General features: G+C 53.5%; 16 protein-coding genes and 1 pseudogene. 14 read left to right on the top strand and 3 right to left on the bottom strand.

Translation table 11 applies throughout. From position 1 onward, the window contains the following. Positions 1–51: 51 nt before the first annotated feature. The 4 genes from rbfA to AC5LBQ_RS05905 all read left to right on the top strand — a co-directional run bounded on the left by rbfA (position 52) and on the right by AC5LBQ_RS05905 (position 5,211). The gene (gene rbfA / locus AC5LBQ_RS05920; RefSeq protein WP_282921917.1) at positions 52–489 is read left to right on the top strand and encodes a 30S ribosome-binding factor RbfA; all 438 of its coding nucleotides are present in this window, start codon (positions 52–54) and stop codon (positions 487–489) included. Between the two features lie 107 nt (positions 490–596). Further along, positions 597–1,679 carry a tRNA pseudouridine(55) synthase TruB gene (gene truB / locus AC5LBQ_RS05915; protein ID WP_493264904.1) on the top strand — a complete coding sequence of 361 codons (1,083 nt, stop codon included), beginning with the start codon at positions 597–599 and terminating at the stop codon, positions 1,677–1,679. A gap of 31 nt (positions 1,680–1,710) precedes the next feature. Beyond that, positions 1,711–3,645: a cell wall-binding repeat-containing protein gene (locus AC5LBQ_RS05910; RefSeq protein WP_493264903.1), complete on the top strand. Its 1,935-nt coding sequence runs from the start codon at positions 1,711–1,713 to the stop codon at positions 3,643–3,645. Between the two features lie 135 nt (positions 3,646–3,780). Then, positions 3,781–5,211 carry an alanine/glycine:cation symporter family protein gene (locus AC5LBQ_RS05905; protein WP_493264902.1) on the top strand — a complete coding sequence of 477 codons (1,431 nt, stop codon included), beginning with the start codon at positions 3,781–3,783 and terminating at the stop codon, positions 5,209–5,211. Positions 5,212–5,269: 58 nt separating this feature from the next. On the opposite strand, the gene AC5LBQ_RS05900 is transcribed toward AC5LBQ_RS05905, so the two are convergent. Together AC5LBQ_RS05900 and AC5LBQ_RS05895 are read right to left on the bottom strand one after the other, a co-directional pair. Beyond that, the gene (locus tag AC5LBQ_RS05900; protein ID WP_493264901.1) at positions 5,270–6,541 is read right to left on the bottom strand and encodes a CapA family protein; all 1,272 of its coding nucleotides are present in this window, start codon (positions 6,539–6,541) and stop codon (positions 5,270–5,272) included. 40 nt (positions 6,542–6,581) lie between these two features. After that, the gene (locus tag AC5LBQ_RS05895; RefSeq protein WP_493264900.1) at positions 6,582–7,577 is read right to left on the bottom strand and encodes a bifunctional riboflavin kinase/FAD synthetase; all 996 of its coding nucleotides are present in this window, start codon (positions 7,575–7,577) and stop codon (positions 6,582–6,584) included. Positions 7,578–7,731: 154 nt separating this feature from the next. Here AC5LBQ_RS05895 and AC5LBQ_RS05890 point away from each other — a divergent pair, with 154 nt between their 5' ends. The 3 genes from AC5LBQ_RS05890 to AC5LBQ_RS05880 all read left to right on the top strand — a co-directional run bounded on the left by AC5LBQ_RS05890 (position 7,732) and on the right by AC5LBQ_RS05880 (position 11,894). Beyond that, on the top strand, positions 7,732–9,144 hold the full coding sequence (locus AC5LBQ_RS05890; RefSeq protein WP_493264899.1) for a cell wall-binding repeat-containing protein: 1,413 nt from the start codon (positions 7,732–7,734) through the stop codon (positions 9,142–9,144). Positions 9,145–9,233: 89 nt separating this feature from the next. After that, positions 9,234–10,226, top strand: coding sequence for a zinc-binding dehydrogenase (locus AC5LBQ_RS05885; protein WP_282921910.1), 993 nt, complete (start codon positions 9,234–9,236; stop codon positions 10,224–10,226). Between the two features lie 12 nt (positions 10,227–10,238). Further along, positions 10,239–11,894, top strand: a complete 1,656-nt coding sequence (locus tag AC5LBQ_RS05880) for a xylulokinase (protein ID WP_493264898.1) — start codon at positions 10,239–10,241, stop codon at positions 11,892–11,894. Between the two features lie 2 nt (positions 11,895–11,896). On the opposite strand, the gene AC5LBQ_RS05875 is transcribed toward AC5LBQ_RS05880, so the two are convergent. Next, the gene (locus AC5LBQ_RS05875) at positions 11,897–12,940 is read right to left on the bottom strand and encodes a LacI family DNA-binding transcriptional regulator (protein WP_493264897.1); all 1,044 of its coding nucleotides are present in this window, start codon (positions 12,938–12,940) and stop codon (positions 11,897–11,899) included. A gap of 129 nt (positions 12,941–13,069) precedes the next feature. On the opposite strand from AC5LBQ_RS05875, the pseudogene AC5LBQ_RS05870 reads away from it, so the two are divergent. The 7 genes and pseudogenes from AC5LBQ_RS05870 to AC5LBQ_RS05840 all read left to right on the top strand — a co-directional run bounded on the left by AC5LBQ_RS05870 (position 13,070) and on the right by AC5LBQ_RS05840 (position 20,566). Next, positions 13,070–14,126 (top strand): annotated as a pseudogene (locus AC5LBQ_RS05870) (autoinducer 2 ABC transporter substrate-binding protein). 17 nt (positions 14,127–14,143) lie between these two features. Further along, positions 14,144–15,649: a sugar ABC transporter ATP-binding protein gene (locus tag AC5LBQ_RS05865; RefSeq protein WP_282921907.1), complete on the top strand. Its 1,506-nt coding sequence runs from the start codon at positions 14,144–14,146 to the stop codon at positions 15,647–15,649. Beyond that, positions 15,646–16,734, top strand: a complete 1,089-nt coding sequence (locus AC5LBQ_RS05860; RefSeq protein WP_282921906.1) for an ABC transporter permease — start codon at positions 15,646–15,648, stop codon at positions 16,732–16,734. Before AC5LBQ_RS05865 ends, AC5LBQ_RS05860 begins: the two co-directional genes overlap by 4 nt. A gap of 47 nt (positions 16,735–16,781) precedes the next feature. Continuing rightward, positions 16,782–17,783: an ABC transporter permease gene (locus AC5LBQ_RS05855; protein WP_493264909.1), complete on the top strand. Its 1,002-nt coding sequence runs from the start codon at positions 16,782–16,784 to the stop codon at positions 17,781–17,783. Beyond that, on the top strand, positions 17,780–18,346 hold the full coding sequence (locus AC5LBQ_RS05850; protein WP_282921904.1) for an RpiB/LacA/LacB family sugar-phosphate isomerase: 567 nt from the start codon (positions 17,780–17,782) through the stop codon (positions 18,344–18,346). The genes AC5LBQ_RS05855 and AC5LBQ_RS05850 overlap by 4 nt, the downstream gene beginning before the upstream one ends. A 104-nt stretch (positions 18,347–18,450) precedes the next feature. Beyond that, positions 18,451–19,869: a rhamnulokinase gene (locus tag AC5LBQ_RS05845; protein ID WP_493264896.1), complete on the top strand. Its 1,419-nt coding sequence runs from the start codon at positions 18,451–18,453 to the stop codon at positions 19,867–19,869. A gap of 43 nt (positions 19,870–19,912) precedes the next feature. Then, positions 19,913–20,566, top strand: a complete 654-nt coding sequence (locus tag AC5LBQ_RS05840) for a class II aldolase/adducin family protein (protein WP_493264895.1) — start codon at positions 19,913–19,915, stop codon at positions 20,564–20,566. Positions 20,567–20,807 lie beyond the last annotated feature (241 nt).

Below are 20,807 nucleotides of genomic sequence, written 5' to 3'. Positions count from 1 at the left end.
CCGCCAGGCGTGGCCGGGGCGCCGGGACAACACATGAAGATGGGAGAAACCATGGATGACACCCGGCGGGAAAAAGTCGCCGCGAACATTTTGACCACGGTGGCCAGCATGTTGGCTGGCAAGATTAAAGACCCCAGATTAGGTTTCGTCACCATTACTTCGGTCGAGGTCACGGGGGATTTGCAGCATGCCAAAGTTTATTACACGGCCTATGGTAGCGACACGGAGCGAACCGCTTCCGGCGCGGCTTTGGAGTCCGCCAAAGGACTGATTCGCTCCCACGTGGGCAAAAATTTGGGCACACGCCTGACTCCGACCTTGGAATTCGTGGCCGATCCGGTGCCCCAGCAAGCTGCGGCTTTGGAATCGGCGCTGGCAGAGGCCCGCGCGGCCGATGCCGAGCTGGCCGCCCGCAAAGGCACCCAGTATGCCGGGGAAGCCAATCCCTACAAAACTCCCCGTGAGCCCGAAGATGACCAGGAATCCTAACGCCGCCGGTCTGATGCCTGATTGCGAGTGGACCCTCATCGGGGGCGTTCCGGGGGTTATCGACGGCGCGGGGTGGTTGGTTCACAAGGTTCCCCGGGCGGGTTGCAATGTTTGACGCGCCGGACTTCTTGCCCGACTGTCCCGAGGATTTGCCTCGGGGTGAAACCTGTCCGCCCGGACTGGTCATTGTGGATAAGCCGCGGGGGTTGAGTTCCAACGCGGTGGCCTCACGGATTCGTCGGTTGGCAGGACAAAAGAAAGTCGGTTATGCCGGTACTCTAGATCCGCTGGCCACGGGAATCCTCATTTGCGCTATCGGCAAAGCCACGCGCCTCTTGCAATACTTGACGGCTCATGACAAGGTCTATACCGCCCGGGTGCGGTTTGGTATCTCTACGGATACCGACGATGCCCTGGGCCAGGTCACGGCCTGTTTAGGCGCTGTGTTGACCCCGGAGGACATAGCGGCGGCTCTGGTGCCGTGGCGCGGTCCGGTCAACCAAATCCCAGCCAAGTTTTCCGCCATTAAGATTGGCGGCAAACGTGCCTACGACCTGGCACGTGCCGGGAAAAACGTGGAAATCCAGCCTCGTCCGGTGACCATTCACCGGCTCGAGCTGAGAGGCGCTCCCGTCATCGAAACGGTAGCGGGAGACGACTCGAACCCTCCGGTGAGCGTTACCGATGCGGAACTTTTGGTGGAGTGTTCGGCGGGAACCTACGTGCGCGCCCTGGCTCGAGACCTCGGAGCAGACCTGGGGGTGGGGGCGCATCTGACGGCGTTACGACGCGTCTCGGTCGGGTCATACGGGCTGGACCAGGCGCGAAGCCTGTCCGAGCTGGGGGCCGAAGTCGAGAGTCTCGGGATGCTGCGTCCGTTAGGGCTTGACGCGGCGATTTTGGGAATCTTTCCCGAATTGCCCGGTGACGAAACCCAGGTGCGGGCGCTGTCTTTCGGACAAGCCCTACAACTGGCCGGTTCGACCCGCGAGGCCACCGCCCTTCTGCAGGCGGCAAATTCGAACCCAACTGCGTCCGCAGGTTCGCTACTGGCTGTCACCGAAGCGACGACCGACTCAGACGCGGGTGAAAAACGTGTCATCGCGCTGGCCCAGCTGGAAAACGAGCGGCTGAAACCGATTTGGGTGTTAAGACCTGCAAAATCTGGAACGTCTGGGACATACACTTAATGTAGGTCGGGTTTAGGAACACAGGAGAATCATGACTCGAAAAACGTATCTGAAATCTTGGTGGCCCCTTGCAGTGCTGGGCATGCTGGGCGTGTTGGGCCTGCTTTCCGGACCCGGCGGCATTAGTCTGAACACTCCCGAGTTCCCCGGCCAGACCCCAACTGTCTCAACGACAGCAGCAGCCAGTGTTCCTCACGCTGAGGCCACGCGGAATGTGGTCCCGGCCCTTCCGCAGAGACTTTCCGCCCTCACTGAAACATTGCCCGAGGATTTCACCCCCCACACCGACCGGGAGATAGGTGAGTTGATGATTGGCGGGGGCGCTCCCGTAGGTGCTCAGGACGTGAGCTGGATTGGCTATATCGCCATCACCAACTGGAACGGGACCGGCTCAATCTGTACCGGGATATTAGTCCATCCTTCCTGGGTGCTGACCGCGGGTCACTGCATGGCGAACAAGCCCCGCTACGTTTCTGTTAAGTTCGGCTTGACCAGGGAGCTATCCGCTCAGGTGGATGATTACAAAGTTCATCCGCAATATGACGCTTCTCTGCTGCACCTGCAAACTCCGATGTCCGGGATTACCCCGGCAGTTTTGGCAGCCGGTCAAGCCCCGGCGGGAACCGTGGCTTTGGAATACGGCTGGGGCGGGGCATCGAATACGCTGTTGTCCACTCCGCAGAGAATCGCGGCGACCTGCTACACGGTGGTGCAAGGGCCAACGCAGGGTGAGTTTACGGCTAACTGCGGCGGGACTGTCGCTCCCGGTCAGCTCAGTTACAAGACCTCGTGGCCGGGAGTGATGACCGAGCACGGTGATTCCGGTGGACCTCTGCTGGTATCCAATCAGGTTATAGGGACTTTGATTGGGGGCAATGATCAGGGCGCTTACTTTGGTTCCGTGATTCCCCTAGCTTCGTGGCTGAAAGAAATCGCCGGGGTGACCTTGGGAGCAGCTTCGGGGAATACGACGGAATATCCCTATGAATCTCGACTGAGTCGGATTGCCGGAGCCGATCGGGTCTCGACAGCTCTAGCGTTGCACTCAGCGAGCGGGACTAATGGGGACGCGATTGTGCTGACCACCGGGCGGCTCGCCCCTGACGCTTTGAGCTCCGCGGCTTTGGTGGGGGCGCGAGGAGCCACGGTTTTGCTCACGGTGTCCAATCCGGTGGAACCGGCAGTGATTTCTGCCATTAAGGCTTCCCCGCGCAAGACCCTCTACGTGGTCGGCGGGGGAGTGAAACTCTCGCCTGCCCAACGCGCTGAACTGCAGCAAGCCGGAATCTCCATCACCGACCTGGTGGGTCAAGATCGTTTCGACACGGCGGGTCGGGTCGCGGCCCTCGCGGCCCAGGAAAACGCTTCGGTCAGTGCCAACACGAAACTCCTTGACGTGTTCCTGGTCGATGCCACCAGTGACCCTAACATTCCCGATGCTATTGCTGCCGGTCCCGCCGTGGCCAATGCCCACGGTGTCATCCTCTTTACCCGCTCGAACAGCATCCCTCCCACCACTCTCCAGGCGATTTCCACCCTGGCGAGCACGGTGGCAAAGCAAGGGGGCAAGTTGCGCGTGTGGGGGATAGGTGGCAGGGCGGCTACAGCCGTTACCACCAACGCCGCCAATGCGGACATGGCCTGGACCAGCGCCGTGAGCGAGGTAAAGACCATCGTGGGCCAAGATCGTTTCCAGACTTCTACCCAGTTGGCCCAAAACTTCTTCCCCAATGCCCCGGGATACCTGGTGGCTTCCGGCACCGTGTTTGCTGACGGTTTGGCTGGCTCGGGCTACGCACACGCCAATAACCAGGCCATTGTGCTCAGTCGCCCGGCCTCTCTGGACGCGAATCTGCAGAGTTTCGTGCAATCCCATCCGCAAGCCGCTTACACCATCGCTGGTGGGACCGGGGCGGTGTCACGAGGTGTGGCGAACCAAATTGGCGCCCTGCTAACGGCGCGTTAATCGACCGGAAACGCCGCGCTCACAGACCTTATCGCCCGTCTCAAATAGTGGACAATAGTGCCGAATTATGGATAACCGGGCTCACTCGCTAAACTTGCCACAAGTTTGTATCCGAAAATACTGAGGCAATACACTATGGACAAGTTTTTTGAGGTTCTCAACGCGGTTGATGCTTTCGTCTGGGGGCCGTTTTTCCTAATCCCCCTGCTGCTAGGAACCGGGCTGTGGCTGACCATTCGCCTGACGGGAATCCAGTTTCGTAAACTCGGTCCCGCGCTGCACCTGGCCCTGCTGAAACGTGATGAGGGCGCCGGGGAAAGCGTTGAGGGGAAACAACCGCTCGATGACACTATCGAGGGCGATATTTCTCACTACCAAGCGCTGACCACCGCCCTGGCCGCTACCGTCGGGGTCGGAAACATTGCCGGTGTCGCCACCGCTATCCACATTGGCGGACCCGGAGCAGTGTTCTGGATGTGGGTTACCGGTTTAGTTGGTATGGCTTCTAAGTATTCCGAGGCTTTCCTGGCGGTGCGTTTCCGCACCAAAGACGCCAAAGGCGAGATGAGTGGCGGCCCGCAGTATTACCTGGAGCACGTCACGAAAGTGAAGTGGCTGGGGCGGACACTGGCCATTGCCTTTGCGATCTTTGCGATTATTGCCTCGTTCGGTATCGGCAACCTGACCCAAGCGAACTCGGTTGCGACTCAGTTAGAGGCCTCTTTCGGGGTGAACCCGTGGATGACCGGCCTGTTCATGGCGGCTTTGACCGGCATCGTGCTGCTGGGAGGCGTGAAATCCATCGGCCGGGTGACCTCGGCTTTTGTCCCCATCATGATTATTCTCTACGTGGGAGCCTCGCTAATTGTGCTGGGTCTGTACGTTACCAAAATTCCCGCCGCTCTGGCCCTGATTTTCCACGATGCCTTTACCGGGACTGCCGCGACTGGTGGATTCGTGGGCTCCACGTTCATGATGGTGCTCCAGTACGGAGTGGCACGCGGGATTTTCTCTAACGAGTCTGGGATGGGGTCCGCGGCGATTGCGGCGGCTGCCGCGCGTACTCGCGAACCGGTCCGGCAAGGACTCGTCTCCATGACCCAAACCTTCATTGACACCATTATCGTGGTTTCGATGACGGCTCTGGTTATCGTCGTTACGGGAGCGTGGAAAGTGACCGATGCCGACGGTCAAACGCTGGATGGTTCGCCTCTCACCGCCGAGGCTTTCAACATTGGTTTCCCCGGCGGTCAGGGTCACTTTGTGGTGGCAGTTTCCCTGGTGTTCTTTGCGTTTTCTACCGTGCTGGGCTGGGCCTACTACGGGGAACGCTGTGTGCAACGTTTGTTCGGCCTAAAAGCCGTCACCGTCTACCGCTTGCTGTTCGCCATAGTTGTTTTCGTGGGCTGTATCACGGAACTGAAAGTCGCGTGGACGCTGGCTGATGTCACGAACGGCTTGATGGCTCTGCCTAACTTGATTGGGCTCATCCTGGCTTCCGGTCTGATTGCCCGTGAAACCAGGGCATACCTGAAGCGCGACCCGAAACTGCAAGAATCCCAGTAACTTTTCCGCACCGGCCTCGTGCCAAAGCCGAAAAGCTATGCAGAAGCAGTCGGGACACCTATTGCTTAGGTAGTGCTTCAACTTTGGCGGGGGAGGGCCCTGCGGGCGGCTCGGTGAGTTCAGGAGTTTCGGGACCCACCAGGGATTGCAAAAACCCCCGGTACTGTGCGGCCTTGCTCGCACTCATGGCGCTGCCAGGCGGAATTTGCCCCTGCGCTGCCGCAGCTAGCGGTACCACCAGGTGCGAATCTGGTTCCAGCCCGATGGCCACCCACTGGGCGGAGATAACTTCGGCATTGCCCTGAGCCGGAACCCTAATCGTGGCCCAGGCGATTTGTTCCGAATCCGTGTGCATCGTGGTCAGGGGACGCATATCCGAGATGACATTCCCCACGCTCCAATACGTCCACATACCTTTGCCGTCCACGCCGCCGGGCAGCTTCTCAATGCCCTGGGGGACGTGCGGATGATGACCGATATAGAGGTCAATCAGCCCGCTATCGGCTGCCGCTTGCGCCCATTGGCGCGCCCAGCCGGAAGGTTGTAGCTCATATTCCAGCCCGTTATGGCCGGACAAAATGACCACATTGGCGCCCTCCTGGCGAGCCTGGGCCGCCCAGGTGAGGATTTCACTCATGTTGTCCACGTTGACCAGCCACGGTTTTTCATTGATGTAGGGCATTCCGCCCAGTTTTCCCCAAGCCAGGGACAGGTGGGCAATCTTGATGGTACGTCCGTCTTTGGTCAGGCTGTACATCTGATAAGGCTTTTCCTCCGCGCTGCGCCGAGAACCGGTGGCTCCCATACCGGCTTTTTCCAGCACATTGAGCGTCTGATAGACGCCTTCGATGCCCTGGTCAGTGGTGTGGTTGGAAGCGGTGGAACAGCCGTCGTAGCCCAAATCTTTCATATCCTGGGCCCAACCCGTAGGCATAGCAAAATTGGGAAACCCCTGGTAAGGGGCGCCGTCCTGGGCAAAAGCAATCTCTTGATGGCAAATCGCCAGGTCAGCTCCCTCGAGAAACGGTTTGATGCCAGCCATCAGATTCGTAAAGTGCGTGTTTCCTGCGGCATCGCGCGACACATCGGGCATGAGGGCATCGTGGGTCAGAGCATCGCCCGTGGCCGCAACGGTAAAGGTGATTTCCGAGGGCTGCGTTGCGGTCGGTTTCGGTTTGACGTTCAAAAGGGATGGTTTGGTGGGAATTTCCGTGGCAGCGGATTTTCCGGAGGTGCCCTCACAACCCGACAGCCCCCAGGTTCCGCCTATCACCAGCAGGGATGCGGCGACAATCTGGCTGATTCTGCGGGTGACGTCTCTGTGCTCCATGAAACTTTTATACCAAATCAACCTGATGATTCCGCCACACTCAGGCTGTGACTGCTCCGGGATTGATGCGTTGAGCTTTGGGAACCCCCAAGACCACAGCCGTCTCCAGCAGGTCGCGATCCATGCGTTCCAGCAGTGCGTCCAAAGAATCAAAAGCCAGGTTGTCGCGAATCCGATGCACGAACTCGACCACGACTTCTTCCCCGTACAAATCCAAATCCGCGCGCCCTAAAACGTGGGCTTCCACGGTACGCCCCACGTCGCCAAAATGCGGGGAAGTTCCCACCGAAATGGCGGCGGGCACCACCTCTAGGGAAGTCGGACTCTGAGAGTGCGGCGGGTAAGGCATCCGCAGCCAACCGGCGTAAACACCATCGGCGGGAATCGCCTCCACGAACTGTGCGTCCAGGTTAGCGGTGGGAAATCCCAGTTTGCGCCCGCGCCGCTTGCCGTGAATGACCGTGCCGCGCACCGAATGAGCTCGCCCCAACACATAAGCGGCCTGGTCAACCCGACCTTGGGCCAGCAGTTCGCGCACCCAAGACGAGGACCAGCGGCGTCCAAAAATCGGGTCGACAATGTTGGGGATTGTCTCGACTGCAAACCCGTATTCTGTGCCCAATTCCCGCAGAGTCTGAGCGTCTCCGCTGTTATTGGATCCGAAATGCATATCTTCCCCGATGACGACCTCCAGGGGGTGCAGGGAGTCGACCAGGTAGTCGCGGACGAACTCGGTGGGGGACTGGGCGGCAAAATCGAGGTCATACTGTTGGACCCAGGTCGTCTCTACCCCCAGCTGTTCAATGCGGGTCAGCCTGTCCGGCAGGGAACAAATCAACTTATTCTTGGGGTCGGGATGGTGAACCTGGCGAGGTAGCGGGTCGAACGTCAACACAACAGAGGTCGCCTCGCGCTCGTGAGCCAGCGCCACGACTTTCTCGATGATTCGTTTATGTCCGGTGTGAACGCCGTCAAAAGTACCTATGGTCACGATACTCGGGCCGAAACTTGACGGTTTGTCACGAAGTATTTGCACTCCTCAACCTTAGCATGACGCTATCCGCTCCGACTTCGGCGCTGCGCGCCAACCGAGGAAGGGGGCGGGGCTTTAACCCTTTTGGGTGTTCAGTTACCAAAAGTGCCTCAATAGGCTGAGTGGGTCACGACTGTTTCAACGGAAAGGTACAGACATGCAGGCATGGGTAAAGCGCGGAACCATTTCCGGCACCGTAGGAGCCTTGACTTTAGCGATGATGGCCCTGGTTGCCGTCAGCGAGTCCCAGGCAGAAGGGTTGAACTATGAACGTTTGGCGGGACCCAGCGGGGTGGAAACCTCCCTGGCGGTAGCCAAGCACACCTGGGGGACAAACTGGCCGGTGGTCTATGTGGCGGCAAATCGTAACCCGGTGGATGCTCTGCCAGCGGCGACTATCGGGGATGGACCGGTGGTGCTCACCGACGGCAAACAGCTGAACCTCGGCGGGGTCAAACCCGGCCATATCGTGATTTTGGGCGGAACCGGCGCGGTTCCTGACAGCATTGCCCAGCAAGCCCGGCAAACCTGCGGCGCAGAAAACGTAGAACGCCTGGCTGGTTCTGACCGCAACGCGACCGCCCGGGCTATTGCCGAACGCTGGATACAGGTAAACGGCCCCACCAACCGCATGTATCTGACCAAAAACGCCGGTTCCGGTTCTCCTGATGCGGTGGCCGGTTCGGTGCTGCGTGACGGTCCCATCATCACCTACACGAACGAAGCCAGCATCAGCGCCGCGCAGCAGTTCGTGGCGATGCGGATGCCGGCGAGCCAGCCGGCTGGCGCACAACTGGTGGCTTTGGGCGGACCGGGCGCGGTTCCCGACGCGGTACTCCAAACGGTTGCGAGCGGTGCGGAGACCCAACGTTTTGCGGGAGCGAACCGTTATGTGACCGCCTTTGAAATCGCCAAGTTTGCCGCCTCCGATCCGGCTCGAAAGGTCGCCTACGTGGCGTCGGGAACCGCCCTGAAAGACGCGATGGTGGCGGGGGCATCCAAGGACGGTTTTATTCTGCTGACACCCCCCGATGGTGGAGGTACTTTCCAGCAAATCGTGTCTCTGGGCGCTAACAAGATCGTGTTTATCGGAGGAGAAGGAGTGCTGCCGGAAAGTACTGTAGCTATGGCAGCTGGCGTTGGTTTAGGTGCGGACGGCCCGGGGGATCCCCAGGTGGTGAACAATACTGAAGCCAGTGTCTTGACCGGTGTTATTCGGGTTCTTTCCGCCAAGGAGTTAATCCGGCTGGAACAGGGCAAAGATGTGCCGGAATTGGAGGCAATGTTTTCAGGTACGGAATATGTGGTCATGATCCTGGACAAACCGGCGGTCTTTGATATTCCGCACGCCTCTGACTTAGGGGCAGGCGCGCCCACTGACTCTCGTGAGGCCAAAATTGTTGGCATCCTGGACAGCACTTCGGGAGCTGATTTGAATCCGTGGCGTCTCCACGATGGAGGCGAGACCACGGTGACATTTGCAGGTCACAGTCTGTATTGGCCTTCCGATGTGAGCTTGCCCACCACTAGTCCCCACGCTACGGCTGCCTATATCGGCTACAACCTCTGAACCCGGGAAACTTTCGCATTTATTCAGCGGATAACTTCATCGACCCCCTTGCTTTAGACTTGGAAAAGACTTAAAGCAAGGGGGTTTTCATGTGGAGCGTACAGGGCGTTGACGGCGTGCCGGTCCTGGTCGAGGCCGACCGTCCCCAGGTCGGTGCCAGCCAGATTCTCATTGAAGTAGCGGCCGCGGGGGTGAACCGGGCGGACTTGCTGCAGGTGGCAGGCCATTATCCGCCGCCTGCTGGGGCACCGAATACGCTCGGGCTGGAGGCTGCCGGCACCGTCGTGGAGGTGGGACCCGGTGTTGACCCGGCTTGGGTAGGTCAGCCAGCGGTGGCTCTGGTCGAGGGCGGTGCACAAGCGCAGTTTTGTGTCGCCAATGCGGATTTGGCCTTGCCGTTGCCCGTCTCCGGGCGTCTCAATGGTTGCATCGCGGGGGCTGCCCTCCTGGAAGCGGCGGTAACGGCCTGGCACAACCTGGTGGACTTGGGATTCCCGAGTGATTCCTGGGCAGGGCGTTTCGTGTTGATTCAAGGTGGTTCGGGGGCAGTTGGCACCGTGGCGGTGCAGCTGGCCAAGGCCTTGGGAGCCACGGTGGGAACCACCGCCGGGGAACCCGACAGATGCCACAAATTGACGCTGTTGGGGGCGGACGCGGCCGCGGACTATCACGACCCCGACGAAGTGCTGGAGATGAAACAGAAACTCACCGACGGCCGCGGCTTTGACCTGATTCTGGACGTATCCGGAGCCGGGGGATTAGAAACCAACCTGGAACTACTCGCCAAACATGGAATCCTCAACATTATCGGCTTGCAAAAGGGGCGTCATGCCCAGCTGGATTTGGGCCAGGTCTTAACCAAATCGGCGCGGATTCAAGGTTCCACCATTCGCGGTCTCGATGTCGAGGCCAAAGTCCGGTTGGTGAGCTCCGTCGGGGAACACGTGTGGCCCCTGGTCCAGGAGCAGCGGATTCGTCCCGTTATCGCCTATACGCTGGCATTTTCCAAGGCAAAACGTGCCCATGGTTTCTTGGCCTCCAATACCCACCGCCCGTTTGGTAAAATTGTGCTCTCAGAATAACCTTGTTTGGGAATGCTCAAAGATGTACTTGTACCCTTGTCAATGTTGGTTAACGGAGTGGAAATGTACCAAGATTTGAAATCCGATGAAGCCATGCGGAAAGTTGTGGAATCAGGGGAAGCTACTTTAGGGATTGAACTGGGCTCAACTCGAATTAAAGCGGTACTGGTAGATTCATGCGCACGTGTAATTGCTATGGGAATGCATAGCTGGGAATCGCATTTTGATAATGGAATTTGGACATACTCTCTGAATGATGTGAGGCAAGGCCTGCAGTTTGCTTACATGGATCTTGCTAGACAAGTGCAAGAGTCACTTGGGGTTCCCCTGAAGAATTTGGCCAGCTTGGGGATTTCGGCCATGATGCATGGATACTTGGTTTTTGATTCTGAGAATAACTTGCTTGTTCCGTTCCGTACCTGGAGAAACACAATTACGGCGACGGCAGCAGACACCCTGACGGAACTTTTCCATGAAAACATACCACAGCGTTGGTCGATTGCGCATCTCTATCAGGCAATAATGGATGAGGAAAGGCATGTCAAGAATATAAGCTATATGACTACACTTTCTGGTTACGTTCACTGGCTTTTATCTGGACAAAAAGTGCTTGGTGTGGGGGATGCTGTAGGCATGTTCCCAATAGACACGGAGACAAACAATTATGACGAGTCTGCGGTAAAGAAGTTTGATGCGCTGGTCGCTGGTAAGGGTTTTTCATGGAAGCTTAGGGACATCTTGCCTTCTGTTTTGGTCGCTGGTAATGAAGCGGGGACGCTGAGCGAATCAGGTGCGTGTCTGCTTGATCCATCCGGGGTGCTTTCTGCCGGTGTCCCTATGTGTCCTCCGGAAGGAGATGCCGGCACAGGAATGGTGGCTACGAACTCAATCCGACCACGAACAGGTAATGTATCAGCCGGAACTTCGATTTTCGCAATGATTGTTCTGGAAAAGGCCTTATCGAAGGTGTACAGAGAAGTGGACGTAGTAACCACTCCTGACGGTTCTCCGGTGGCAATGGTGCACACAAACAATGGAACTGGAGAATTGGATGCATGGATTGCCTTGATTCGTGAGGCTGCGAGCTTGTTAAGGTCCCCTATCGATGAGAGCGAGATTTACCCGCTACTGTACGCCTCAGTTGCAGACTCTGCTCCAGATGCTGGTGGGATAACAGTCAACAACTATCTTTCGGGTGAACATATAACTGGTGTGAGTGTAGGAACACCTTTGTACTTTCGTTCAGCGTCAAGTGAGTTAACCTTAGGGAACCTGATTAGAGCACATTTTTATGCCATGTTTGCTACTCTCAGCATGGGGCTTGATTTGCTGCGTAGCGAAGAGAAAATCGTAATCGATTACTTCGTTGGTCATGGTGGCATTTTCAAAACACCTTTGGTTGCACAAAAAATGCTTGGAGCAGCACTACAAGCTCCAATATCTGTACGACAGAACGCCGGTGAAGGTGGCGCCTGGGGAATCGCGGTTTTAGCGCTCTACCTGCACAACAATACTAGAAGTCTGCCAGATTTCGTGGACTCACTTTTTGATTCAGACAACACGGACACTCAGGCCCCCACACAAAGGGATATCGAAGGCTTCCATCAGTTCTTGCAGCGCTTTAAAATGTCGCTAATGTTGGAAAAAAAATTGAGCCGTGTCGGTTGAAGCTATTCTAGCTTAGCCTTTCTGGTTGACTCACGGACAATCAAAGTGGGTTCCAGGGCAACGAAGCGGTGCTCATGATTTACACCTTCTGAAGCATGTTCAATCAGGAGTTTACCGGCAAGTTTACCCATTAGTCTCGTTGGCTGCGCCACGGTTGTAAGAGGCTTAATCCAGCTATCGGAGAACCTGATGTCGTCATATCCAACCAGGGAAACATCGTCTGGGATTATGATGTTTTGCGCTGTTAATCCCTTGAAAATACCAAAGGCAAGCATGTCGTTTGCGCATAGAATTCCGGTGGGAAGACCTTGCTCAATTAGTTTTCTAGCGGATTCCATGCCGGAATCTACTCCTATCCCCGGTGATTTCACTAAAAGCAGGTTTTTGTTTGAATCCAGATTCGCTTCCAGGATTGCTTCGCGGATTCCTTTAACACGTTGATTAAATTGCCATAACCATGGGGTGCCGCCGACAAAAGCCAGATTCTTGTGCCCTAAGCTTAGTAGGTGTTCTGCAGCAAGACGTCCTCCAAGAACATGATCCACGGATATGGAACAGGTCCCATCGGGACCCTTGTGATCCAGATAGACTATTGGAACTAAAGTACTTCCTGCTGTGGGCGAGGTGTCACTTGCAGGGCTGACAAGCACGCCACGAACTTGGTGACTGGATAATACGTCCAGGATTGCAGGTTCCCGAGAGGCATCCTGTCGTGAGCTGCACAGTAGCAAGGAATATCCGGCGTCGCTGGCAGATTGTTCCACTGCATTTGCTAGAGACATGAAGAATGGACTTTCAATGTCGGGAACTACCAAGCCAAGAGTCCGACTTGGGGCACCTGAGAGTAGGCGTGCCGCCTGACTGGGAATATAACCCAGTTCACTGATTGAAGCCCATACGGAATCGCGAGTTGGGGCAATTACTCGATCTGGATGATTCAATGTGTTCGAGACTGTTCCAACTGAGACGCCAGCGTGTTGGGCGACATCCTCAATAGTGATTTTGCGCTCTACGTCAGGTTTTGGGTTTCCTGTGGAGAATGTCATAGTTTCTTATCTTTCAGTTGAAAAATATCTCACCAAGTGTGGTAGCATTCTATCATCGTAGTTGAAGCGTTTCAATAACGATGTAACGAGCCTTAGGCTCCCAACAATTACCCAATGGAGGGAACGATTATGAAGCGATTTGGCTTTTTGAAAAAGATTTCAGCTGTGCCGTTAGTGCTTGGTTTAGCTTGCTGCTCAGTCACGTTGGCAGGTTGTTCATCTGCTAGCAATAGCGCAGATGGTGCAAAGGGGGGGCGATGCCGGAGATATCCGAATTGCAGTCGTGCCTAAAGATGCCACCAACCCTTGGTTCGTGCGTATGGAGGTAGGCGTAAAGAAGTTTGCGGAAGATACAGGTCTTGATGTCTTCCAGCGTGGCCCCGCCGCTACTGATGCGACCCAGCAAGCACAGGTCATCCGCGATTTGATTGCTCAAGGTGTTAGTGCAATCTGTGTTGTTCCGGTCGATCCTGGTGCTATTGAGCCTGTACTGAAGGAGGCTATGGACGCTGGTATCGTGGTTGTTACCCACGAAGGCGCATCCCAGCAAAACACTCAATACGACATTGAGGCATTCAGTAACGAGGCTTACGGTGGCTTCATCATGGATAACCTTGCCGAAGGCATGGGTGAAGAAGGCGTCTATACGACTATGGTAGGCCATATCACTAATGCATCCCATAATGAATGGGCAGACGGCGGCATTAAGCACCAGAAGGAAAAGTACCCTAACATGAAGCTGCTGGAAGCTCAGCCGCGCATTGAATCAGGTGACACCGCTGAAGGCGCCTACCAGGCCGCGAAAGAGGTACTGAAGGCTCATCCAGAAATTCGTGGCATCATGGGAACGTCTTCCTTTGATGCTCCTGGTGTTGCTCGTGCCATTGAAGAAATGGGATTGAAAGGTAAGGTGTTCACTGCCGGGACTGGCATGCCGCAGGCTAACAAGGAAATCTTGAAGAACGGTACTGTGCACGCTTTGACTCTATGGGATCCTGCTGATGCAGGTTACGCTATGGCCTCGCTTGCTAAGAAGATTCTGGATGGTGAAAAAATCACTGATGGGATTGACTTGGGTGTAGCTGGTTACGAATCTATGACGTTCAGCAAAGGAAGCGACAAGGTCCTTGAAGGTAAGGGCTGGATTGTTATCACTGCTGACAACGTGGATGATTTCACCTTCTAAACAGGTAAGGTGCGGTAATGAACGACATTGTCCTGGCAGTACATGGAGTCACTAAAGAGTTTTCGGGGGTTAAGGCCCTTGACGACGTCAATCTCGAGATTCATGCTGGCGAAATTCACTGTTTGGCTGGAGAAAATGGGTCTGGCAAGTCAACATTAATCAAAGTTATTTCTGGTGTTCACAAACCGGAAAGCGGTGAGATTGTTGTCGGAAATCAGACATTCCGTTCCCTGAGTCCCTCTGAAGCTATCAATGCTGGGGTGCAGGTTATCTATCAGGACTTTTCGGTATTCCCGAACCTTACGGTTATGGAAAATCTTGCGCTCACTAGTGAAGTTGCAAAAAAACGCAAGATAGTGAGTTGGAAGAGATTCCAAAAAATCGCTCAAGAGGCAGTGTCTAAGATTGACTTCCAAGTCGACTTGGACGCTCGACTTGGAGATCTTCCAGTTGCTGACAAGCAGCTAGTTGCAATCAGCCGTGCGCTCCTGCAGGATGCGAAAGTGCTCATTATGGACGAGCCCACAACCGCACTGACCAATCGTGAGGTGGAGGCTCTATTTCGAGTAATTCGTAGTCTGCAGGAGCGCGGCATTGCAATTCTTTTCGTCAGCCACAAGCTTGACGAAGTATTCGAAATCAGTGAACGTTTCACAATCCTTCGTAACGGAAAGGTAGTCGTTACAGCTGATCCTTCCGATCTTGACAGACAAAAGTTCGCAAACTATATGACTGGTCACTTTGTGGATGAGGCTCGATTTGAACAGCCTGAGGAGTTAGGCGAAGAGCTGCTCCGTGTGGAAGGATTGGGACTCGAAGGCGCCTTCAGCGATATTAACCTTTCACTTCGTAGGGGAGAGGTGCTGGGTATCACAGGCATTCTTGGTTCAGGACGAACAGAACTGGCACTTTCGCTATTTGGAGTGTTTCCTGCAACATCAGGAAAGATTAAAATCCTTGGAAAGCCAGCACGAATTGGTTCAATTACCGAGGCGATGCAGCACAAGATTGCATATGTCCCTGAGGACCGACTTACCGAAGGGTTGATGCTGGAACGTTCTATTTCGGACAACGTGGTGATTTCCACAATCGATGATTTAACCCGTTCGGGATGGATAAATTCAAAAAAACGCAAGGACGCAGTGAACGACTCAGTTTCTAAGCTGAGTATAGCGACTAGCAATCCCGATTTTGCTGTTAATACGCTTTCGGGTGGTAACCAGCAACGTGTTGTGCTGGCAAAATGGCTTCGCACCAAACCAGATATTCTTATACTTAACGGACCGACGGTCGGCGTAGACATTGGCTCGAAACATGAAATTCACTCAATTCTTCTTGATCTTGCGAATCAGGGCATGGGGGTTATCGTAATCTCAGACGATATTCCCGAGTTGATGCAGATATCTAGGCGAATTTTGCTTTTACGCGATGGAAAGATAACCGGTGAGGTAGATCCCGCATCCACAACTGAAGAGGAAGCGTCTAATCTCGTCACAGGTAAAGCTTCAAAGGAGGAAAGATGAAAATGGATGAAAGCGCTGTTGTCGTGGCAGACACTAAGCCTGCAGATTCCTTAGGTGAGAAACGCCATGATTTCAGATTTTTCCTCACCAAAGTGCTGCATGCAAACGAGTTTTATCTTTTCCTTGTTTTGCTTGGAATCAGCCTACTTATCCAGGCTCGTAGTGGACAGTTCTTCACGCTTAACAATCTAGTTGACTTGGGGAATGCCATGGTAGTCCCAGGTCTTTTTGCAATCGGCGCTCACATGGTTCTGGTTTCTGGTGGAATTGATGTGTCTTTCCCCGCCTTGGCCGCTCTCTCGGTTTATTCTGTGATGCGCTTTCTTGTTGATATCGACTATAGGGGGCCCTTCCTTATAGCACTTCTAGCGATGGTTCTTGCGGGTGCTTTGCTGGGGGCTTTGAACGGTTTGTTTACTTCTCAACTGACCGTTCCCACTCTCATCATTACTTTGGGGACTATGAATGTTTTTTCTGGAATCATGCAGGGGGCTCTTGGCGCCGTTCAAATCAGCCGTCTTCCAGAACCCATTGATAAATTCGGTCGTGCGGTGCTTATTCGTGTTGAAAACGTTCAGCAGGGGACCCAATCTGTCCTGCCTATGACCTTCCTGTTTTTCCTGTTAGTCCTTGTAGTCATAGGTTTCCTAATGAAATTCACGTTATTTGGTCGTGCTCTGTATGCAATGGGTGGCGACGAACAGGCAGCCATTCGCGCAGGTTTCCGCGTGAAATGGATTAAATTCTGGCTCTATGTGATTGTGGGAATGATTGCTGCTATAGCAGGCCTGATGTCGGTGAGCGTGACGCACCAGATGAACCCGACAGACCTTCTCGGCACCGAGATGATGGTAATCGCGGCCGTGGTTTTGGGAGGAACTTCTATTACCGGTGGAAAGGGCTCCCTAATCGGAGTGGTTATGGGCACCATGATGATTGCCATTATCCAAACAAACATGATTATGGCTGGTATTCCTACAACTGGAAAGCGTTTCGTTTTGGGCTTGATGATTATCATTGGCACCGGCATCTCCGCTGTTCAGTTGATGAGAAGTCGCAAACGCCAACGATTGACAGCTGAGTAAGGGAGAATTTGATGTCGAATACAAACAGCCGTTTCGGTTCTTCTTTTATGCAAAAAATGCGCCTAAACGCACTAGATCCTCATGTGTCCAGATTGTTGTTTACCCTTGTAGGCCTGGTCATCATATTTTTGATTATTCGTCCTGAATCCGCCGGACGCATGGGAACCTGGGTTTCTATGGGGGTGCAGTTCCCCGAATTCGGCATAATGGCCCTTGGTGTAATGGTCACTATGGTCACCGGAGGCATTGATTTATCTATTGTCGGCATTGCCAATCTGAGCGGTATACTGGCGGCTTTGACATTGCGTGCCTTGACTGATGGCGGCCAGAGTCCTGCGGTAACCGTTATCGTTGCCGTGCTGGTTTCTTTGATAGTTGGACTTCTGGCAGGGTTTTTTAATGGACTTCTGGTTGCTTGGATAAGGATTCCTGCGATTCTTGCCACTCTTGGCACTTTGGAGTTGTTTACCGGTATGGGAATTATGATTACCGGTGGCAAAGCTCTCAGTGGACTTCCTCCCGTATACGGTGAGGTTTTTGGCATTCGATTTGGTGGAGTTCTTCCCTTACAGCTCGTCTTGTTTGTGCTTGTGGCTGTGGCTGTAGGCTTGCTCATGCACCGCAATTCCTTTGGCACTAAGCTGTTCATGATGGGAACCAATCCAACGGCAGCAAAATTTAGTGGTCTTCGATTGGCTCGCCTTTTAGTAGTTACCTACACCATATCCGGACTCTGTGGCTCTATTGCAGGTCTTGTAATGCTGGCAAACTACAACTCAGCAAAACCCGATTACGGCCTGAGCTATACCTTGTTGACAGTGCTAATTGTTGTGCTTGGCGGTGTGAATCCCAATGGTGGTAAAGGGAATATCTGGGGTGTAATTTTAGCTATTCTCATATTGCAGGTGCTCGCCTCCGGTCTCAATACATTCCCTTCGATAAGCAACTTCTATCGACTTTTCATTTTCGGTGCGGTGTTACTGCTCGTAATCTGGAGTGGAGAGAAGTCCTTCTTTAAATTCAAGAAAAAGGAGACACAGCCAAAATGATTAAGACAGTTTCGGAAAAAAAGGTTGTATTAGGTGCAGATTCTGCCGGCTTCCAGCTAAAGGAGGAAGTGAAGCAATACCTGATTGGAGAGGGCTGGGACGTAACTGATATCACCCCATTCCAAGATGACAGTTTTATGTACCACCGTGTGGGTTTTGCTTTGGGAGCCAAGATTGCTGAAGGAGAGTTTGAAAAAGCTTTAGCGTTTGACGGTTCTGGTATGGGAATACATGTGGCTGCTAGTAAGATTCCGCATGTGCATGCTGCAGTAGCTGAATCCGTTCCTGCGGCTCGTCGAGCCGCGGCAGCTAACGGATGCAATCTTCTGGCCATGGGAAGTTTCTGGATTGGTCCGAATCTGGGCAGGGCAATGGCCGAAGCTTTCTTGGAGAGTAGCATAGGCGACGGATACGAAAACTGGGAAGGCTTTCTGGAGTACCACTTGATTGGCTTCAAAGAGTGCGAGGAATTTGATTATGAAGAATACAAAGCTAATGGATTCCAGGTCGTGAATCCGGAGGAACATGAGCTAGGCTCAGAGCCAGACGGGATTCCTTATTAGAGGCGTTTTTGTCCAGCAATGGAGAGTAAGCCGCTTTATCCCAAGTCGACTGCAGGGAGCTGAGTCTTGGTATTGCAACACTTGAAGATTGCGGGGACTGTGCTATGCCAAATGTGCTAGCGATTGATATGGGCTCCTCGTCAATTCGGGCTTATTTGGGGAATTGGGACAACCGGAAACAAATTCTTCAGCTGAGTGAAGTCTACCGGAGAAACATAGAGGTTAATTCTGCTCCCGATGGCACCTTGACCTGGCCAGTTTCTGTTTTTGTGAAAATCGTTCTGGATAGCGCTAGAGCTGCGGCAGATGTTTTGGGTGGGCCGCCAGATTCAGTTGGAGTTGATGGTTGGGGCGTGGACTTTGTAAGAATCAACTCAGAGGGATTGTATGAAGAATACCCTCGTGCGTATCGAGATAAAAGCGGACATATTGGGCAAATGTACCTTGATCAAAAAATCTCTCAGATTGACCAATATCGACTCACGGGCGTTTTGCCCCAAAACATTAACTCGGTAAATCGGTTATTCCAAACTTCAAGTAACAAAAAAAGTAGCTGTACTTCGATTATGTTCCTTCAAGATATGATTGCTCGAGTTCTGGCTACTAAGGAAATCCCGGGATGGGATGACCCTGTGGAGTGTGCTCCATGGGCTTCTTTGGGGGTTGCATCGACTTCCGCTTTAGTCGATGTAAATCGATGGGACTGGAACGACAAGATGATTTCAGCGGCTGGAATTCAGCGTCAGATTCTTCCCTCTTTGCGTGGTGAACCATCTCTGGTAGCGCAGCGAGGCACAACGAAGATTTGTTTGAGCGGATCTCACGATACAGCGTGCGCCGCTTATGCTATTGCTCCTGAAGTGGGAGACATCTTTGTATCTTGCGGATCGTGGGCAGTCGTAGGGGCAATCACTGCCTATCCGGTTACCACTGACAAAGCTTACGACGCTGGAGTGACCAATGAAATGGCCACTGGTGGAGCAAATCGAGCTGAGTTGAATCAGACCGGATTGTGGCTGGTGCAAGAGTGCCGTCGCCAGTGGGAAAAAGAAGGACTCGACATTTCCTATGGTTACCTGGATCGGATCATGCAGGAAGCCCAATCTATTGGAATTGTGATTGACACCTCAGACCCGGAGCTTTCCACACCGGGCAATATGCCGCAAAAAATTCGTGAAATTTTAAAATGTGATTACGGAGTGAATGATTGTAATAATGGGCAGTTGCTGCGTTTAATAGATGAATCCCTGGCCGTCTCAATCGCAAATTCGGTAAGGATACTTAGGGATATCACGGACAGCAAAGGAACCGTAAGGATTACAGGTGGAGGTGCAAAAGATGACTTCTTGATGCAGCAGATTGCGAACATTCTGGGGCAAGAAATACGCTCAGCAAATTGTGAGGCATCTATCATTGGTAATATCTTTGCCCAGTTGCATTTGCTTGGAATTCCCAAGGGTGCGACAAGAGCTTGGTTTGAAAATGCTTATTTCAGTACTTCGATAAAGCCTAATGCGAAATAGGCTCTATAAATTAGTTCAAAACGTTGGAAGGAATACATTCGAGATGGATACAGAGGAAAGAGGACTTCGCCAAGCAATCTGCGATATTGGGCTGAAAGTCTGGCAGCGTAGTTATGTGGCTGCCAATGATGGCAATATATCTGTACGCATGGATGATGGTGCTGTGCTATGTACTCCAACGGGGATTTCTAAAGGTTCACTAACTCCTGAGATGCTTTGCAAGCTTAAGATTGACGGAACCATAATTTCCGAACAACCGCCCTACAAAACATCTTCTGAAGTTAAAGTCCATTTGCGTCTTTACCAGGAAGACGAAAAGGTGCGTGCGGTCATCCATGCTCACCCCATATACGGCACAGCATTCGCAATTGGAGGGCATCAGCTTGTAAACAAAATGATGCCTGAGAATATCTTAGCGATGCCGGTAATACCAGTGGCACCTTATGCGACTCCCTCTACAATGCAATTGGCTGAAAATATCGTTCCGTTTGTTCATGACTATTCTGTATGCTTGATGGAGATGCATGGTGCTCTCTCTTGGGGGCCTTCCCTCTTGATTACGTATCAAAACATGGAACGGTTGGAGTATACGGCAAAACTGACATACCTGTGTGCCCAGATGGGGTTTGGCTCTCGAGAGCTACCTGAAGCAGAAATCAGTAAGCTGATTTCCATGCGTTCCCAATACGGTTTGTAGGTCAACTGGGGCGAGGATACACAAAAATCATCGGAGCCTGGTTATTTAGCTCTGCAACGTAACCCTTAAAAACCTATTGATTCCTGATTTTGTGCCGTCGCAGGCCTATGCTAAACCTGTTCAGCCGTCATGAGGCCACTCTGTAGAAGTTTCTAGGAAAAGCCCGGTTGGTGCGTGCCGTAGGGGAACACGTGTGGCCCCTGGTCCAGGAGCAGCGGATTCGTCCCGTTATCGCCTATAC

It is taken from the genome of Mobiluncus sp. (genome assembly GCF_985070215.1).
Note: the sequence above shows the minus strand (reverse complement) of the source record. Positions and strands in the feature narration are given on the sequence as shown.

Excerpts from the sequence above, each read along its gene's own strand:
- rbfA (WP_282921917.1), top strand. The coding sequence starts at position 52 with ATGGATGACACCCGGCGGGAAAAAGTCGCCGCGAACATTTTGACCACG.
- truB (WP_493264904.1), top strand. The coding sequence starts at position 597 with ATGTTTGACGCGCCGGACTTCTTGCCCGACTGTCCCGAGGATTTGCCT.
- AC5LBQ_RS05910 (WP_493264903.1), top strand. The coding sequence starts at position 1,711 with ATGACTCGAAAAACGTATCTGAAATCTTGGTGGCCCCTTGCAGTGCTG.
- AC5LBQ_RS05905 (WP_493264902.1), top strand. The coding sequence starts at position 3,781 with ATGGACAAGTTTTTTGAGGTTCTCAACGCGGTTGATGCTTTCGTCTGG.
- AC5LBQ_RS05900 (WP_493264901.1), bottom strand. The coding sequence starts at position 6,541 with ATGGAGCACAGAGACGTCACCCGCAGAATCAGCCAGATTGTCGCCGCA.
- AC5LBQ_RS05890 (WP_493264899.1), top strand. The coding sequence starts at position 7,732 with ATGCAGGCATGGGTAAAGCGCGGAACCATTTCCGGCACCGTAGGAGCC.
- AC5LBQ_RS05885 (WP_282921910.1), top strand. The coding sequence starts at position 9,234 with ATGTGGAGCGTACAGGGCGTTGACGGCGTGCCGGTCCTGGTCGAGGCC.
- AC5LBQ_RS05880 (WP_493264898.1), top strand. The coding sequence starts at position 10,239 with ATGCTCAAAGATGTACTTGTACCCTTGTCAATGTTGGTTAACGGAGTG.
- AC5LBQ_RS05875 (WP_493264897.1), bottom strand. The coding sequence starts at position 12,940 with ATGACATTCTCCACAGGAAACCCAAAACCTGACGTAGAGCGCAAAATC.
- AC5LBQ_RS05865 (WP_282921907.1), top strand. The coding sequence starts at position 14,144 with ATGAACGACATTGTCCTGGCAGTACATGGAGTCACTAAAGAGTTTTCG.
- AC5LBQ_RS05860 (WP_282921906.1), top strand. The coding sequence starts at position 15,646 with ATGAAAATGGATGAAAGCGCTGTTGTCGTGGCAGACACTAAGCCTGCA.
- AC5LBQ_RS05855 (WP_493264909.1), top strand. The coding sequence starts at position 16,782 with ATGCAAAAAATGCGCCTAAACGCACTAGATCCTCATGTGTCCAGATTG.
- AC5LBQ_RS05850 (WP_282921904.1), top strand. The coding sequence starts at position 17,780 with ATGATTAAGACAGTTTCGGAAAAAAAGGTTGTATTAGGTGCAGATTCT.
- AC5LBQ_RS05845 (WP_493264896.1), top strand. The coding sequence starts at position 18,451 with ATGCCAAATGTGCTAGCGATTGATATGGGCTCCTCGTCAATTCGGGCT.
- AC5LBQ_RS05840 (WP_493264895.1), top strand. The coding sequence starts at position 19,913 with ATGGATACAGAGGAAAGAGGACTTCGCCAAGCAATCTGCGATATTGGG.